The sequence below is a fragment of the Marinimicrobium sp. UBA4209 genome (genome assembly GCF_002381585.1).
In the GTDB taxonomy this organism is placed as follows: domain Bacteria; phylum Pseudomonadota; class Gammaproteobacteria; order Pseudomonadales; family Cellvibrionaceae; genus Marinimicrobium; species Marinimicrobium koreense.
Map to the genome: position 1 here is coordinate 2,291 of NZ_DFTP01000109.1, position 17,308 is coordinate 19,598.

11 protein-coding genes are annotated in these 17,308 nt (G+C 57.3%); 4 read left to right on the forward strand and 7 right to left on the reverse strand.

What is annotated here, in order from left to right:
* Positions 1 to 555 (forward strand): DODA-type extradiol aromatic ring-opening family dioxygenase (locus B3187_RS16135; protein WP_286807479.1); only part of this gene is annotated, 555 nt, incomplete at its 5' end.
* A gap of 94 nt (positions 556 to 649) precedes the next feature.
* Positions 650 to 6,292 carry an excinuclease ABC subunit UvrA gene (uvrA, locus tag B3187_RS17475; protein ID WP_339619790.1) on the forward strand — a complete coding sequence of 1,881 codons (5,643 nt, stop codon included), beginning with the start codon at positions 650 to 652 and terminating at the stop codon, positions 6,290 to 6,292.
* Between the two features lie 149 nt (positions 6,293 to 6,441).
* Here uvrA and B3187_RS16150 read toward each other — a convergent pair whose 3' ends face one another.
* From B3187_RS16150 to B3187_RS16175, 6 genes are all read right to left on the reverse strand, one after another.
* On the reverse strand, positions 6,442 to 6,768 hold the full coding sequence (locus B3187_RS16150; RefSeq protein WP_286807480.1) for a hypothetical protein: 327 nt from the start codon (positions 6,766 to 6,768) through the stop codon (positions 6,442 to 6,444).
* A 24-nt stretch (positions 6,769 to 6,792) separates the two neighbouring features.
* Positions 6,793 to 7,398, reverse strand: a complete 606-nt coding sequence (locus tag B3187_RS16155; RefSeq protein ID WP_286807481.1) for a hypothetical protein — start codon at positions 7,396 to 7,398, stop codon at positions 6,793 to 6,795.
* Positions 7,399 to 7,694: 296 nt separating this feature from the next.
* Positions 7,695 to 11,528 carry a DUF3427 domain-containing protein gene (locus tag B3187_RS16160; RefSeq protein WP_286807482.1) on the reverse strand — a complete coding sequence of 1,278 codons (3,834 nt, stop codon included), beginning with the start codon at positions 11,526 to 11,528 and terminating at the stop codon, positions 7,695 to 7,697.
* Between the two features lie 202 nt (positions 11,529 to 11,730).
* Positions 11,731 to 12,738 (reverse strand): virulence RhuM family protein, encoded by a 1,008-nt coding sequence (locus B3187_RS16165; protein ID WP_286807483.1) that lies wholly within the window; start codon positions 12,736 to 12,738, stop codon positions 11,731 to 11,733.
* 217 nt (positions 12,739 to 12,955) lie between these two features.
* On the reverse strand, positions 12,956 to 13,243 hold the full coding sequence (locus B3187_RS16170; protein ID WP_286807485.1) for a type II toxin-antitoxin system RelE/ParE family toxin: 288 nt from the start codon (positions 13,241 to 13,243) through the stop codon (positions 12,956 to 12,958).
* Positions 13,206 to 13,529 (reverse strand): type II toxin-antitoxin system RelB/DinJ family antitoxin, encoded by a 324-nt coding sequence (locus B3187_RS16175; protein WP_024462191.1) that lies wholly within the window; start codon positions 13,527 to 13,529, stop codon positions 13,206 to 13,208. The genes B3187_RS16170 and B3187_RS16175 overlap by 38 nt, the downstream gene beginning before the upstream one ends.
* Before the next feature lie 880 nt (positions 13,530 to 14,409).
* Here B3187_RS16175 and B3187_RS17625 point away from each other — a divergent pair.
* The gene (locus B3187_RS17625; RefSeq protein WP_414673720.1) at positions 14,410 to 15,267 is read left to right on the forward strand and encodes a UPF0149 family protein; all 858 of its coding nucleotides are present in this window, start codon (positions 14,410 to 14,412) and stop codon (positions 15,265 to 15,267) included.
* 71 nt (positions 15,268 to 15,338) lie between these two features.
* Entirely contained in the window at positions 15,339 to 15,998 is a 660-nt protein-coding gene (locus B3187_RS16185) for a DsbA family oxidoreductase (protein WP_286807489.1), read from the forward strand.
* 18 nt (positions 15,999 to 16,016) lie between these two features.
* Here the strand turns inward: B3187_RS16185 and B3187_RS16190 are convergent, their stop codons facing one another.
* Positions 16,017 to 16,889 (reverse strand): MOSC domain-containing protein, encoded by an 873-nt coding sequence (locus B3187_RS16190; protein ID WP_286807491.1) that lies wholly within the window; start codon positions 16,887 to 16,889, stop codon positions 16,017 to 16,019.
* Positions 16,890 to 17,308: the final 419 nt, after the last annotated feature.

The window sequence follows — 17,308 nt, forward strand, 5'->3', positions numbered from 1 at the left end:
CCCGGCGCGCCGGGACTGGCCACGCAGGTCAGTCAGGCGCTCAGCCAGGCGGGACTGGACGCCGTGCAAGACCTCGAAAGGGGCTTTGATCATGGGCTGTTTGTGCCCCTCAAGCTCCTTTTCCCCGAGGCGGATATTCCCTGTATCCAACTGTCGCTGCTGACATCCCTGGACCCGGCGACCCACATCGCCCTGGGGCGGGCGTTGCAGAGCCTGGAGTGGGACAACCTACTGGTGATCGGCTCGGGCTTTTCTTTTCACAACATGAAGGCTTTTTTCGAGCCAGTCACAGCGCAGAGCGATGCGCGCAATAAAGCCTTCGAAGACTGGCTGACCGACACCCTGATCAACCCGGCTCTGAGCGAGACCGAGCGGTCAGGGCGACTGGTAGACTGGAGCACGGCTCCGGAAGCCCGCTACTGTCACCCCCGCGAGGAACACCTGCTACCCCTGCACCTGTGCTATGGTCTGGCGCAGCGGCCGGCGGACGAGCACGAATCGATTCGGGTGCTGGGTAAGCGGGCCGGTATGTTTTGTTGGCGAGGCGAGCACTGAGCCAAGGGGCTGACATCCATCCGGGCCCCTTGGTCGTACTGACCAACTCCCGTATATTGAGCCCTTCTGCCAACTCCGGAGTCTGCCCCCGCTTATGTCCCACGAAGCCATCATTGTCCGCGGCGCCCGCCAGAACAACCTGAAGAACCTGGACCTGGATATCCCCCTGGGGGAAATGGTGGTGGTCACCGGCGTCAGCGGCTCGGGCAAGTCCACCCTGGCGTTCGATACCATCTACGCCGAGGGCCAGCGACGCTATGTGGAGACCTTCTCCGCCTACGCCCGGCAGTTTCTGGACCGGATGGACAAGCCGGCGGTGGACCTGATCGACGGCATCCCGCCGGCCATCGCCATCGAGCAGAGCAATACGGTACGCACCTCCCGCTCCACCGTGGGCACCATGACCGAACTGAACGACTACCTGAAGCTGCTCTTCTCCCGCCTGGCTCACCTGTATTGTCAGGGCTGTGGCCGGGAGGTGGTGTGCGACACCGCCCAGAGCGTGGTGGAAGCGCTCTATCGGGACTGGCCCAACGGTCAGCGGCTGATGGTATGCCTGCCCATCACCGTACCGGAGACGCTCAGCGACGATGAAGTGCTGCAACTGCTCAACCAGCAGGGCTACGCCCGCATCCATGGGCGTGATGGCAGCCGGGTGGAAGTGGTACAGGACCGGCTCAAGCTGACCGACGAGAACCGGGGCCGGCTCACCGAGGCGGTGGAAACCGCCCTGCACTACGGCAAGGGCCATGTGCTGATCTATCCAATGGGCGCCGACAGGACCGTGAGCAAGCCGGAGCGCTTCTCCAGCCACCACCACTGCCCAAGCTGCGATATCGACTACCCGGAGCCGACGCCGAGCCAGTTCTCCTTCAACTCGCCTCTGGGCGCCTGTGACAGCTGCCGGGGCTTTGGCCGTATTATCGGTGTGGACTATGGCCTGGTGATTCCGGACGAGCGCCTGAGCCTGAAGGACGGCGCCATCAAACCGATTCAGACGCCGTCGTTCAACGAAGTCCAACGGGATCTGATTCGCTTCGCCAAAAAGCGCAGCATCCCCATCACCAAACCCTGGGCGGAGTTGACCGACGAGCAACAACAGTGGGTCATTCAGGGCGAAGGGGACGGTTCATGGGAAAGTGGCCGCTGGTACGGTATCAAAGAGTTTTTCGACTGGCTGGAAAGCAAGTCCTACAAAATGCACATCCGGGTGCTACTCTCCAAATACCGCTCCTACACACCCTGCCAGGACTGCGGTGGCGCCCGCCTGAAACCCACCTCGCTCTGGTGGCGAGTCGGTTCCTTTGAAGCGGCCGAACAGGCGCTGTCCGGTCGCGCCCGCTTTATACCCAAGGGCAACACGCTTGCAGCGGATCGGTTCAACCAGTTGCCCGGTCTCAACATTGCCGATGTGATGCGCCTGCCCCTGGTGCGCTGCGCCGACTTTTTCGAGCAGATGGGCGACGCCAACGCGGACGAACCCACCCAACTGCTGCTGGAAGAAATCCGCTCGCGGCTGGGCTACCTGTGCGAAGTGGGCCTGGACTACCTGACCCTGGACCGGCAGTCCCGCACCCTGAGCGGCGGCGAAGTGCAGCGCATCAACCTCACCACCGCTCTGGGCACCTCATTGGTGAATACGCTGTTCGTGCTGGACGAGCCCAGCACCGGCCTGCATCCGCGCGATATTCAGCGGCTGGTCAAAGTCCTGCACCGACTGCGTGACGCCGGCAACTCCCTGCTGGTGGTGGAGCACGACCCGCAGGTGATTCTCGCCGCCGACCGCATTCTGGATATCGGCCCAGGCCCGGGCCGCCACGGCGGCAATATTGAATTCTTCGGCACACCCAATGCGTTGCTCAAGCGCAAGACCAATCTCACGGCAAGCTACTTAAACGGAACCAAACAAGTATCAGTTCGGCACGAGCAGGTTCCGGGTATACCGGTCCGGGACCGTCTGCCGCATGGAAGCGGCAGTCGAGCCCCCATGGAAGGGTCCACGGCGAGTCCCGGACCGGTATACCCGGAACCTGCGTCCCAAAAGAATCTGCCTGCCATCACCATCACCGGTGCACGCGAACACAACCTGAAAAACATCAACGTCACCATTCCGTTGAAAAAACTGGTGTGCCTCACCGGCGTAAGCGGCTCGGGCAAGTCCACCCTGATGCGCCAGATACTCTACCCGGCCATCCTCAAACACCTGGGCGAACAGACCGAAGCGCCCGGCGCTCACCAACGTATCGACGGACTGGATAAAATCGACCGGGCGGTGATGGTCGACCAGAGCCCCATCGGCAAAACCACGCGCTCCACACCGGCCACCTACGTGGGCGCCTTCGACGCCATCCGCAAACTGTTTGTCGCCACACCCCTGGCCAAAGAGCGCGGCTATACGCCGGGCACCTTCAGTTTCAACTCCGGCAACGGCCGTTGCCCCACTTGCCAGGGCAACGGCTTCGAGCATGTGGAGATGCAGTTTCTGAGCGACGTGTATCTGCGCTGCCCGGACTGCGATGGTAAACGCTTCCGCGATGAAATTCTGGAAGTGAAACTGCTGCAGGATGCCGACGAAGGTCGACGTGCTCTGTCCATTGCCGACGCCCTGGCGATGACCGTGGCCGAAGCGCTGACGTTCTTCCACGATAAACCCGAGGTCCAGCGTAGCCTGCAACCCCTGGCGGACGTGGGCCTGGACTATGTGCAACTGGGCCAGGCCGTGCCCACCCTGAGTGGCGGTGAAGCGCAGCGCCTGAAACTCGCAGGTCACCTCGCCAACACTAAGGCCAAAGATAAAGAACACATCCTGTTCCTGTTCGACGAACCCACCACCGGCCTGCACTTTGCCGATATCGCGACTCTCATGGGCGCCTTCCGCCAGTTGCAGGCCGCAGGACATTCGCTGCTGGTGATCGAACACAACCTGGATGTGATTCGCGCTGCAGACTGGTTGATCGATATTGGGCCGGAAGGCGGCGACGCCGGCGGGGAACTGCTGGCGGCGGGCAGCCCAGCCGAGATCATGGCCAGCAACAACGGTTATACCGCCCAGGCATTGCGCGAGTACGACGCGTCCTTGACGCAAGGGGTCGCTCTGCCCGCGCCCGCGAAAAAGCGCAAGCGCAAAACCGATCAGGTCATCAGCGTGCACCACGCCCGCGAACACAACCTGAAGAATATCGACGTCACCATTCCGCGGGATAAACTCACCGTCATCTCCGGCGTCAGCGGCAGTGGCAAAAGCACCCTGGCGTTCGATCTGATTTTTGGCGAAGGCCAGCGTCGCTACCTGGAATCCCTGAACGCCTACGCCCGGCAGTTTGTGCAGCCCGCCTCGCGCCCGGATGTGGATGCCATCTACGGTATCCCCCCGGCCGTGGCCATCGAACAGCGCACCAGTCGCGGCGGGCGCAAAAGCACCCTGGCGACCCTGACGGAAATCTACCACTACCTGCGGTTGCTCTACGTCAAGCTCGGTACCCAGCACTGCCCGGAGTGCGAAGTACCCATCGAACCGCAGACCCCAGCCGCCATTCTGGCGCGGGTGCAGAAAGATTACCGCAACCGGGAGGTCACGTTGCTCGCGCCCATGGTCGTCGCGCGCAAGGGCATATACCGCGAACTGGCCGAATGGGCCGCCGCCCGTGGTTACACCAGACTGCGTGTGGACGGCGAGTACCAACCCACCGACAACTGGCCCAAGCTGGACCGCTATCGCGAACACAACATCGAGCTACCGCTGACCGACGTGACCGTTTCCGCCAGGAACGAACGGGCCTTGATGGATGGCCTGGAGCAGGCACTGGATCTTGGGAACGGCATTGTGATTGTGGCGCCCGTCGACAAACGTACGGGCAAACAGGCCGCCAGTGAACGCCTGTTCTCCACCCAGCGCGCCTGCCCGAGCTGCGGCGACGGTTTCGATGAACTGGACCCGCGCCTGTTCTCCTACAACTCCAAACACGGCTGGTGCCAACGCTGCTACGGCACCGGGCAGATCATCAAGGGCTTTGACGAAGAACAGACCGGCGAGGAACGCACCTGGCTGCCGGACGACGAAGCGGGTACGGAAAAAATCTGCCCGGGCTGCAACGGCCAACGCCTGAACCCCACCGCCCTGGCCGTACGCTTCCGGGACCGCTCCATTGCCGAGCTGGCATCGCTACCCGTGGTCGCCGCCGAGCAGTGGTTCAAAACCCTCAAACTGAAAACCAATGAGCAGGCCATCGCCCGGGATCTGTTGGCCGAAATGCACAGCCGCCTCCAGTTCCTGCAGAAAGTCGGGCTCGACTACCTGAGCCTGGACCGCGCCGCACCCACCCTGAGCGGCGGCGAAGCCCAGCGCATCCGCCTGGCCGCACAGTTGGGCTCCAGCCTCCAGGGCGTGTGTTACGTACTGGACGAACCCACCATCGGCCTGCACACCCGGGACAACCGCAAACTGATCGAAACCCTGCGCGAGCTGCAACAACAGGGCAACACCGTGGTCGTGGTCGAGCACGACGAAGACACTATCCGCGAAGCCGACCACCTGATCGACATGGGCCCGCGCGCGGGCATCAACGGGGGCGAAGTCGTGGCCCACGGCAGCCTGAAACAGGTGATGGGCAACAAGCGCTCGCTCACCGGGCAGATGCTCTCCGAACCCCTGCGCCACCCCATGCCCGATTTGCGCAACGCTGAGATGCGCAAGCTCTGGGACAAGGAAAGTCTGCACATCGAGGGAGCAACTCAGAACAACCTGCGCAAGGTCAATGTGAGCGTGCCCCTGCGCCAACTGGTGACCATCACCGGCGTAAGCGGCAGCGGCAAAAGCACCCTGATACGCGGCGTACTCTACCCCAACCTCAAACAGGCCATCGCCCAGAAACGCAAAACCAAACAGACCTGGACCGGCGCCAGCCAAATCACCGGATGGGAAAACATTGACCGAATCCTGGAAGTCGATCAGACCCCCATCGGCAAAACCCCACGCTCCTGCCCCGCCACCTACATCGGCATCTGGGACACCATCCGCAAACTCTTTGCCGGCACCGTGGATGCGAGACTGCGCGGCTACACCCCCGCGCGCTTTTCCTTCAACGCCGGCGACGGCCGCTGCGAGGCCTGCGGCGGCCAGGGCGAACAGAAAATCGAAATGAACTTCCTGCCCGACGTACGTGTTCTCTGCGACGTGTGCCACGGCTGGCGTTTCAACGACGAAACCCTGAGCGTCACTTATAAGGGCAAACACATCGGCGACGTCCTCGCCATGAACATCGACGAGGCCGTCGAGTTCTTCGCCCCCATCAGCAAAGTCCACCACGCCCTGCGCCTACTGCAGGACGTGGGCCTGGGCTACCTGACCCTGGGCCAACAGAGCCCGACCCTGAGCGGCGGCGAAGCCCAGCGCATCAAACTGGTGGCCGAACTCAGCAAAGCCAACATGACCCCGGAAGACAACAAAGGAAGAAGATCAGCCCACAACCTCTACGTCCTCGACGAACCCACCGTCGGCCTGCATATGGCTGATGTGGATAAACTCCTGCACGTACTGCACCGGCTGGTGGATGCGGGCAATTCAGTGCTGGTGATCGAGCACAACCTGGATGTAATTGCCGAGGCGGATTGGGTGATTGATATGGGGCCTGAGGGTGGTAGCCAGGGTGGCAAGGTTATCGCTCAAGGTAAGCCCGACACTGTGATCAAACGAAAGAAGTCTTATACGGGGCAGTATTTAAGAGAAATACTGAACTAGAGCTAAAACAGGCAACGGCGGATGCGCTTCGCTTATCCGCCCTACCACGACTTCCCGTAGGGCGGATAAGCCTGCGCATCCGCCATCTTTCTTCAAACACCCAACAGCTCAGTACGGTGACCGTTGGGGCGTCAGCGAACTAAACATTCTTAGAGGCCTGACATATAAAAGTCAGTCCTCATAGACGCGGCGGACGCCTTCATGCAGGCAATATAATGTTTTCCACTGTTATCTTTCAATTTTCTGAGCACGGCTTGTCGTATCTGCTTCTGTCCCCACTTAATCACCGATCCACCGCCAAACGGCCTGGGCACTAAATCCATCATACTGTCACACGCCCGTGTTTTTTCAATCAGACGCCCCAGAACCTCTAGGGTCCTCACGGTAATCCGCCAGTTCTGTGTCTGCGCGCCGTAAAAATTTTGAAGGACATCCTTGGTATCTTGAACTTCGGATGCGGTGAGAGGTTCACTCATAGTGTTTCCTTACAGAGGTTGGTGTTAAAACGGTTTAATAGTTGAAAGCACGTCTTTGACGTCATCTCTCGTCAGACCGTAAAGGTCCAGCATTGTCCAGGACGTTGACTCCTTCCCGGACACAACATAGGCCTTGTGCTTCTTGTCTGTTTCAGAATAGAGGTAAATTGTAATATTATCGCCGGTGTAACGCACTGCTTCGTCACCGCTCATCGCATCTAGCTTTATTGACCGAATGACATGCCGCTCGGCCCGGCTAAGGCTGTTCGGTAGCGAACTGAACTTTTCCATTAACGACAGGTTTAGGAGCGAAGAAGCGGAAAGCTCACTGTCATTCAGGCCGAAATCGCTTAATGATAAGGTTGATGCGGCGATTTTCGTGTCGTCAGAGAAGATGATGAACAGCATATCCTGCTGATGAACAAGCTTCTTTGGTGTGCTACTGATATGGAACGATAAGTGACTATTGGTTACGACCTCTATTCCGTCCGAAGCACGGCTGGCCAGTGATTGTTCGGAGGCCTGTCGCTCGCACGCGGGCTGAGCACACTCAGTAATATAAGGCGACGGGGTCGTGGCACAAGCCTGCAGGAAAACGGCAAGGCCAATCACAAAAGAGGAATATTTCACTTGAATCTCCTTTCAATAGCTATGTGAACCTTAATTCGTCTTGAACGCGACTGTCAATTTCAAACATTGAGGCAACTGTCCATTTGTGAAGTCAATCACAAAAGTCCCCATGCCCCGCTAATGGCCCATCCCCCAAACCGAATATGCATAACGCCCGCCATAGCCCAGCCATACAGTGAGCGCGCCAGCTTGCGCGCGGTAAAATCTATCTCGCTCAACCCGCTCGGACTAGTCCCACCTGGGCCTAACCGAGCACACTTCTGGAAAACAAGAGCTCATTTCTTTTAACAGACTTGTCAATCTAATCGAAAAACGACACTCATAGGCGCACTTCCTTCGTGGCTCTCGTACGCTACCGGGCCGTGGTAAACGAAAGGTGCCGACTTACCATTCACAAGTTTATTCTTTCTAACAAACAAATGGACGGATAGACCCAACTTTTGGTGATGAATGAGTTCTTTACCCCTCTTTTTATCCGGGGTAGTAGAACGTTGGCTTTGCCAGTGAAAGTGGTTGTCGTCAACCCAATAATCTACATACCGATGATTATCGACCTTCCCCTGCTTGTTCAATGTGACCAGCAAAACATGAGCTTGTTTCTGCTCCAGGAACACATGACCGCTGTTCCAGTTTCCAGGGCTATAGCTCGCTCCGAACAACTCTGGAATCTCCTCTCGATAAAATGCTTCACCAACAGCTAATTCGACAGGATCCACAATCGCGATCAACCTAGCAAAGGTGCGCAACTCATCAGCCATTTCCGGTGTTACACGTATATCTTGATAGTCTGGGTTGGCCGCGCGCAAGGTGTATTCTCCTTGCTCATCTTTTAACACTTTCCGGAGTAAGTATTGTGTATCTCCGGCCTCATCTACGCGCTCAATAGCAAGGGTTTTACCTGTGATGCTACCCGCCTTCAATGGACTGACCTGCTCAAGTAGCAGATAATCGCCATCGCGGACGGGGTTCTTTCCACCATTCATGGACTCCCCAGAAGCACGGGCAATGAAATGCCGCGTCGGGTCCAGGCGTCCGTAAACATTAGGCAAATGCCGGTACTCTTCTGCATCGGCCCGACTGTTGCGGAAATGACCGCAGGCAATCTTCAACGTTGGAAAGTAAGGCAACTCAATACCTGATCGCTCCGGCAAGCTAGTTACTCGGCTCTCTGGTGCTTCCAATTTAACACTGGCCCGCGCCTCGTAAGAAGCCAGCCGGTAGTCCAGAAGCTCTTGAGCCATGAATTCAAGTTCGGGAATCACACTAGGGTCAACTGTGAACGCCGGGACAAAGCGATCGCCTTCTACCCGAAATATTGCGGGATTTTTGTTCGTCCAGTGATCAACGGGATTCTTCTTCCAGTATTTTTGCCATTCTTTCGAGCCACCGTCGGAATTCCGTACTGAATCGCTGATTTCGACAAATAAACGGGGACGGCGCTTCAGCGCTTCCCAGGACGACTTAGCAAGGTCTTCCAGTGTTGGGGGCTCATACCATCCACCCAACTGCTGGAAGGCTTCTAGCAAAATCATCTTGAAAGACTTGGCCATTGAGGTAGTTTCCAGCTCACCAAAGAAGTCCTTGTGCTGGTTAACTAAAGCAGACTCCTTTTCTGAGAGATCACCCATGGCCTCAAGCAGCCCAAACCAGCTGCCATGCTGCCTCCTCGTTTGGGTAAGGTTTCCGCCAAAATGGTAATACTCAGTAAGTGTCGGGCGGCGGCCCAGGGTGTCTCTTAATGACACGTAATCCTTATCCGGCCCTTTGGCATCCAGATCTTTCAGAAAATTGATGATCTTCAAGTCATAGTTAATGAAGCACCCATCGGGAAGAGCCAAGCGCTCATGCTCAGCTTTTCGCCCAAACTCAGCGAGTTGGCGGTGGTTCATTGCCTGCCCCATCAAGGCTTGTGGCTTATGTAGAAAGCTCTGGTGATTACCCACAAAATCAATAATCACTAGCTGGGATTTACCCGGGCTATGGCGCAAGCCCCGGCCAATCTGTTGCAGAAACAGGATTTTTGATTCGGTTGGGCGAAGCAAAAGCACTGTGTCGATTGCAGGCAAGTCGACCCCTTCGTTGAACAAGTCGACCGAAAAGACAATATCGAGATCACCTTGCTCGAGGTGCTCCAATGCCTCGCCACGCGACAGTTCCGATTCACCATGCACTGCGGCAGCCCGTTCACCGCTTTTAATGAATTGCTCGGCCATAAATTCAGCATGCTGGCGAGACACACAAAATGCCAGAGTTCGGCTCTGACGGTACTGCCGCCACTCCCGAAGGGCGTGCCTGGCTCGGCCCAGAGTCGCCAACTTATTGGCTAACAAGCGAGGATCAAACTTACCATTTCGCCAAGGTATTTCTGTGTAATCGACACCTTCGTCATAGATTCCATAATAGTGAAATGGAACGAGATGCTCACTCCGCACACCATCGAACAGGGGGTACTCAAAAACCAAATTATCATCACACAAAGATAGTATATCGGAGCGGTCAGTGCGATCAGGAGTGGCGGTCAGCCCTAGCAGAAACTGAGGTGCAAAATGGCTGAGCAGCCGATGATAAGTGGGCGCTGCCGCATGGTGAAACTCATCAATTACAATGTAATCAAAGTGTTGGGGCTTGAATTGCTCCAAATGCTCAACCCTACCCAACGTCTGCACTGAGGCACAAAGAATGTCAACGGTAGTGTCGCGCTGTTTCCCCATATAAAAGCCAACCCTGGCACTGGGTTTAATACGAAGATAAGTCTCTGCTGCTTGATTAAGAATCTCTTCCCGGTGAGCGACAAACAAGATTCGCCGAGCGCCCATCTGCACCGCATCGAAGGCGGACAGCCAAGTTTTACCCAACCCAGTCGCCAGCACCACTACGCCGCGGCCATAACCTTGCTGGCGGGTATCATCCAATGCGGCCAAAGCCTCCTTTTGAACGATAGTCGGTTTCGGCGGAGCTTCCTGTTCAATGCTACCTGGGGCGACGGATTGAGTGGGCGGCTGACGCCGAGCCTCGTACTCGTCAACCCAAGCATCGCTCAGCGGTTGCGTCTTCGCATTTGCAAACAGTTCTTCAAAGCGGCTTACAGCCTCCAAGTACCCGGTATCGGTCGGAAAACTCACTTCATAGTTCCACTCCAGGCCATCCTGTAGTGCCTGACGGCTCAGGTTGCTCGAGCCGATATATGCTTTTCCCCAGTGCCCATCACTCTCGGTGGTACCGGCGAACAGGTAAGCTTTCATATGAAAGCTGCTACCCTGGCTCTGGTATACCCGCACCTCTGCTCCCTGATCTTGCAGCAACAGTAGTTTGCGCAAAGCTTCCGGGTCCGTAATATCGAGGTAGTCACTGGTGAGAATTCGCAACTTTGATGGGTTCTTGACACGCTCTAATACGTTATTCAGATCTTTGAACAGCAGATTGAGACCGGTAGTTTTGATAAACGCCACGGCCATATCAATTCGATTGGCACGGTTGATGGCGCGGCAGAGCTTGGGCAGGAAATGATTGTTCTCTCCGCCGGTAGTGAGTTTGCTGTGTGGTGCAGGCTGCTTGGTAAGCAGAATGTTCAGCCACTGCTCGTTCCTATCCCGGCGCTGGTCATCAGTCCGCCATAAGCGGTGGCTTTCCAAATCCTCAATGTCTGATAGCCACTGTTTCGCCTCGACTTCGGTTGCGTCGGTGAAATGCCGCCCCTCGTGGCTGCGCTCACCATCACCGACCTTGAAGCTTATATAGAGATTACCGCCGGGCCTCAGAGCCCGCCAAAGTCGATCAATGGCGTCTGGAATCTGATCTGCTGGTAGATGCAGTAGACTGGCACATGCCCAGATGCCGTCGTAAACGGCTGCTTCTGTGACTTCAGAAAACTGTCGACACTCAACAGCCAAACCAGTTTTGTTCCGCGCTAGTTCAGCTATAGCTAGAGCACCATCAAAGGCGGATACGGTAAAACCCTTGCGGTGAAAGTGAAGCGCATCTCGCCCAGAGCCACAGCCCGCATCCAGAATATGCCCGCCCTTGGGTATCAGAGGTAGAAATTCGCTGTAGAGCGCGTCCATGTCTACACCGAATGTCGATGACACAAATTCTTCCGCGTGCTCTTGGTAGTATCCAATCGTATCGGGCATGAGAGTCTCAAAAGATCAACCAGCGCTCAGTTTTAGGTACTTTACAGGATGAAAGATTCGCGTGCCAACAAGGCTGCTCGGATTGGTACTTCAGCAAGACTCTTGTCCTGGCGTCCTCATGACAAAGGCAGGGTTGGGCTAAGACAACTGGCGGGGTAAATTGGTGTGACTATGCGCGAGCAATCCTTGGCTCAAAACCAGTTTATGGCTTCTTTCCCTTCTGTTTGACCTCTTGCTCCAATGCCTCCAAGGCCTTTAGATCCTCGGCATCGGCTTCCAGTGCTTCATTTTGTCGCCTTTGGGTATCGAATTGCTCGTATCGCTCGTGGACAACGTGCTTTGCCTGCTCCGCGCTCATGGCGCCCACGCCTTGCAGGACGGGCCTCTCGTTGAATTCCAGCAGGCGGTCGACGTTGTTGCGCCAGTAATCCAGCGTCAGGTCTTTCCGGCCTTTGGCCCGCAATTCAGCCTGCTCCAGGAAGATCACCACCAGCCGGTTAAGGGTATCCACTTCGTCAGCGGTCAGGTAGTTCTTGGCAATTGTGACGTCTGTTTTGCGGACCCGCGCGCCTTTCCAACTGGTCAGCGCCATATTGGGCTCATGCGGGTCGGCACGGTGTACCACCAGCTCGGCGGCGGTATGGCTGGTGACGGCGTAGAGCAGCTTGTTCTGGACTTCAGCGAAGAACTGCTGGGCTGCCTGGTCGCCGGGCTGATAGTCGCTGGAGAGGGTAAAGAGATCGCGAACCTTCTGGTAAAAGCGCTTCTCGGAGGCGCGGATGTCGCGGATGCGCGCCAGCAGCTCGTCGAAGTAGTCCCAGCCGCCGGGCTCCCTCAGGCGCTGGTCGTCCATGATGAAGCCCTTGACCAGGTACTCCTCCAGGTGTGCGGTGACCCATTGGCGGAACTGGGTGCCGCGGGGGGAGCGCACTCGGTAGCCAACCGCGAGGATCATGGGAAGGCTGTACCATTTGACCCGGTAATTCTTGCCGTCAGCGGCAGTTGTCAAGTTTTCCTTTACAACTGAATGCTCGGATAACTCCCCTTCTTTCAAGATGTTACGGACGTGCAAACTGACATTTTGTTTGGTCGTAGAAAACAAGTCGGCTATTTCCGCTTGAGTCAACCACGCCGTCTCACCCTCTACCCGCAGTTGGATCTCTGCCTGCCCGTCCTCCGTGCGGTAGATGATCAGTTCCCCCTGGCTCATTTACCGGCCTCGCGGTTTTGGCGGGGCGCGGAGTGAGGTGCAGCGAAAACGTCGAAATCGAGCGGGCAGGGTGTCAGTAAGGGCTGCATATCCATGTCTCTGAACGGCTTTTCTGTCTAGCCAGTACTTTACAGGATTGGATTTTACGGTACCAATGCTGAAATAGGAAAAGCATATTGAACACGGAGGGGGATTTTCAGCTTCGGCTTCTAACGCTCTACTCCGGGGTCGAAGGCCATTGTTGCGCGGCATGTAACACTCGCAATACACGCGGTGCAATCGCATCCTCTTGGTACACAACGACATAGTTCGCCAGTACGACCAACTCCCGGGTTCCTTCAACTCTGCCCAAGCGGCCCGATTGTGGGAAGTATGCTAGCTGGCCGACCTTGGTGTTAATGTCGTCCAAGACCTGCAGCGCAGCCACAGGGTTATCGTCTGATATGTAATCGACAATGTCCAAGAGATCAGCGCGAGCCAGCGCCGACCAGTGTATGTCGGTCATTACTCTGCTTCCTTTCAATTACAGCCCGGGCTTCATCAATAACCTGTTGATGAGAGTTTCCTGGACCAGTGTCCGCCAGTGCCTCCAAGACCTTCTCCCGAAACCAGAGGTCGTGAGCCTTTTCATCGGTCGTAAGGCCTGCGGGCAAGCCCCCTTCTTTGCAGACACGAGTCAATAGAATACGGACGGCGTCCGACACAGTCAGGCCGACATCGGCCAGTTTGTTCGCCGCATCCGCCTTGAGTTTGTCGTCCACCCTAACATGCAGCATCGATGTATGGGCCATAAGCGCGACCTCCAGAGGATAAATACACCCTATTTTGTATCTCAAACGAGATACAGTCAAGCCAGATTAGCCCGGTACTGTCCGGAATGTGAGCGAGTGCCGGGTTATGCGGATACGTATCATTGGCCGGTTATCGTCGGCATTCAGCTCAACACATGAGCCGATTAGTTTCGATATTCGGCTCAAAGGCCAGTTTCAACCATCGTTCCACCTCGCAGGCGCCGTAGCGATGGGGTAGCATTGCGGTTTGACGCTACACACCCACTCACTGACAAACCGATTCGTTATGCCAACTCCCAAAATGTTCGTCCATGTCGCCGCCACCAAAGCCTTGGAAAAATGGCTGGGCGGTACCTTTGACCGCCTGCCCAGCCCGGATGGCAAGCGGGTGGGTACCCAGCCGTTGATCACCAATGCCGACCTGATTAGCTGGCAGTGCCATGTAATCGAGAACCGGCCCGGTAGTGGGCTTTACACGGCCATTGCGGTGGAGGCACACAGCCGCTTCACGCTGCTGTTGCCTTACAGCCAACGCCCTTCGCCGGAGAAGTTCTGGGTGGATCTGGTGGAAGCCTGGGTGGGCAACCTGTTCGAGTTGATGGTCGAGGGCGGTTTTGTGGATGACGATCAGTTCGAACAGGTGGTGCAGAATTTCACCGAGCGCGCCGCCGGCATGGTGTATGTCCGCAATACGGACCCGAGCGTGAACGGCCATGTTACCGAGGCCGAGCAGTGGGTTCGGGAAACTCTGGCGCACGAGCAGTTGGCGCAGCTCGATCCGGAGCAGGCGTTTGCCCTGGGGCGCTACATCAGCGATCTGCCCAAAACCGCGAAGACCCCGGAGGGCAAAAAAGAGCGTTTCGACCCGGTGCCTCGGTTTATGGACGATGGCCTGTACCGCTTTGGCAGTGGCCTGGCGCCCCACCCCTTCGTCGATACACCCGAGGGCGAATTCCCCAATCCTTATGATGAGGCATGGGACTACGATTTGGACGGCGATCTGGCGGCCGAATTTGCCGCAGAGCTCGACGAGCTACCAACGGGGGACGTCTACAGGCCTGTGGATCGCGGGCTTCCGGCGAAGGATGTGGCGTTTTTGGCCCAAGTGTTGCGCGACTACGGTACGCCGGCGTCTCTGCCCAACATCAGCGCACTGGATGGGTTTCTGACATCCATTGCCTCAAGCCCGGAGCCGGTTATGCCCAGTCAGTGGATAGGCGCTCTCTGGGGCGGGCCGGAGCAAGAGCCAAACTGGTCCTCGGAGGGTGAATTCGAGCGTTTTTTTGGCCTGGTGTTTGAGTACATGAATAGCATCATCCATACCCTGATTGATCAACCCGATGAGTTCTACCCGGTATTCAACGAACCTCAAGAGGGTCAGGACGGGTATGGCGTGGAAGACTGGTGCACCGGTTACACCCGAGCCATTATGGCCGCCGGCGATGCGTGGGAAAGTCTACCGGAGGAGTACCTCTACTTTCTCGGCCTGATCAACGTGTTCGGAACAGGGGAGATGTTCGAACAAATTCAGCACGAAAGCCCCGAAAGCCTACCGACTTTGGCGAGCGCCGTGCCGGCCGCCGCTCGCCAGCTACATGCGTACAGCCTGGATTTGAGGAGCCACTATGATCCCGCGCCGCCCGTGCAACAGCCGATGCGCGCGGAACCCAAGGTGGGGCGCAATGACCCCTGCCCTTGCGGCAGCGGTAAGAAGTACAAGAAGTGTTGCCTGCTTTGAGCCATCCAAGGCGCGGAGAATCCGCGTATCACCTTTGATACACTGGCACCACACTTGATCCGGAGTACCCCATGAAGCACCTACATATCGATATCGTATCCGACGTTGCCTGTCCCTGGTGTGCCATTGGCTATGCCCGGCTGGACCAGGCGAAGCGGGCGCTGGCCGAGGAGATCGAGTTTACCGAGCAGTGGCGTGCGTTTGAGCTGAATCCGGACGATGACGCCCAGCCAGAGCCGATACTGCCGGCACTGGCGCGCAAGTACGGTCGGCCGGAGGCGGAGATGCAGGCGGCCCAGGCGGAGATGATGGGCATTGCCAAGTCCTTGGGACTCAACTTTGAGAAAATGCAGGAGCGCTATACCTGCAATACCTTTGATGCGCACCGGCTGCTCAAGTGGGCGGCGCCCCAGGACAAAGCCACGTTTTTGAAAAAAGCCCTGTTTGAGGCGTATTTCGGCCGTGCCGAGGATGTTTCAAAACCCGGCGTATTGATCGGTTGCGCCAAGGCCGCAGGGCTGGATGCGGACGAGGCGCAACGGATCCTGGAGAGCGACGAGTTTGGGCAGGCGGTGATGGAGGAGGAACGCAGTTACCAGAACGCCGGGGTGACGGCGGTGCCGGCGTTTGTGGTCAATCAGCGTTATCTGATTTCCGGGGCGCAGGAGGCCGACACCCTGGTAGAAGCCTTTCGAACCATGGCGCAAGAAATGGACAGCAACACCCAGTAGCGCTCACATCAAGGCCCACTACTTGATTGGGCCGTTGTCAATAAACACGCGATCTCCCACGGTGATCTGACCACTGTCGGTGACATCGCCATAAATTCCGAGGTTTTGATCGGCCTCGCGGACAATCGTCCGCAGTATACTGGTATCCGAACCAAAGCCCTGCTGCGCTCGCACAACCGCGCCGCACCGGGGAGCGGGTTCGGAGCACTCTATTCGCGCACTACCTATTCTCAGTGCCTTTCCCAACCAGGCCTGTTCGGCCAACCCCGTCATGCCCGACGGCGTTTCAATCACCAGATTGGGTCGAAACCGTTCGACGTCCCAATCGGCTTGAGCATTCAGCTCCGCCAGGTGCGTCAGACTCGCGGTAGACACGATGTGAAACGGAGCGACCAGGAAAAAGCTTCCCCGCAGTGAAACATAGTTTTGTGTTTCCTCGGGGAGTTGGTCCAGCGCGGGCAAAGGCTCACCCGGCTCGCGCTCGAAGGTTGCCTTCAACTCCTCAAGCCAGGTGTGATCGTCGGCTTTGTATCGACGGTAAAAAGCCTCATCGTTGGCCGGGCGCAACCGCTGTAAACGGCTCTCGTGCCCGAGCAATGCCGAGAGACGTCGATCTGTTTGAGGATCGGTCGCGGACAGGCGGGAGCCGTCCGGGAACTGAATTTCGATGGGGCTGTCGAGCGTCTGCGGGTTTACGGTTTGGGCTCGGCACTGAAGGAGTTGTGGCCGGAATTTACAACTCTGAATTTCCTGCCGGGCCACGTCCTGCACCGCCATGACGCGATCCCCCGACACCCCCATTGGGCCCAGCTGGACCGACTCGACGCGCTCTCCCGCCATCCCCTTGATGGGATAACGCCAGATGGCTTTTACTCTACCGATATCGATCACGTCGTCTCCCGTTCGGCTGTCGTCAGAGGTCCCACACTGGAGCTGCACCGCAATAAGTCATACGCCGCCGGGTGGCGTACCATTTTGGCGCATTGCGAGCACAGGTCGATTCATCGTCGCCAGTGCCACTCAGCCTTCGCGTCGAGCCCTCTCATTATGGCAGGGACTAAGCAGGAACCAGGCCAACAACCTTCGGGATGCTGATATTGAGTGGAGTCGGATTACGCCCCTTGCGGGGCTAATTCGACCTACGGGCTATCGGCTTGGGTAACGGCGGATGCGCCTACGGCTTATCCGCCCTACGCAACCTCCGCACTATCCGTAGGGCGGATCGGTCCGACGGTTCGGAGCGAAGCGCACCCGCCATTGCCCAAGCCGATAGTCTCGTAGGGCGGATAAGGCCAAAGGCCGCATCCGCC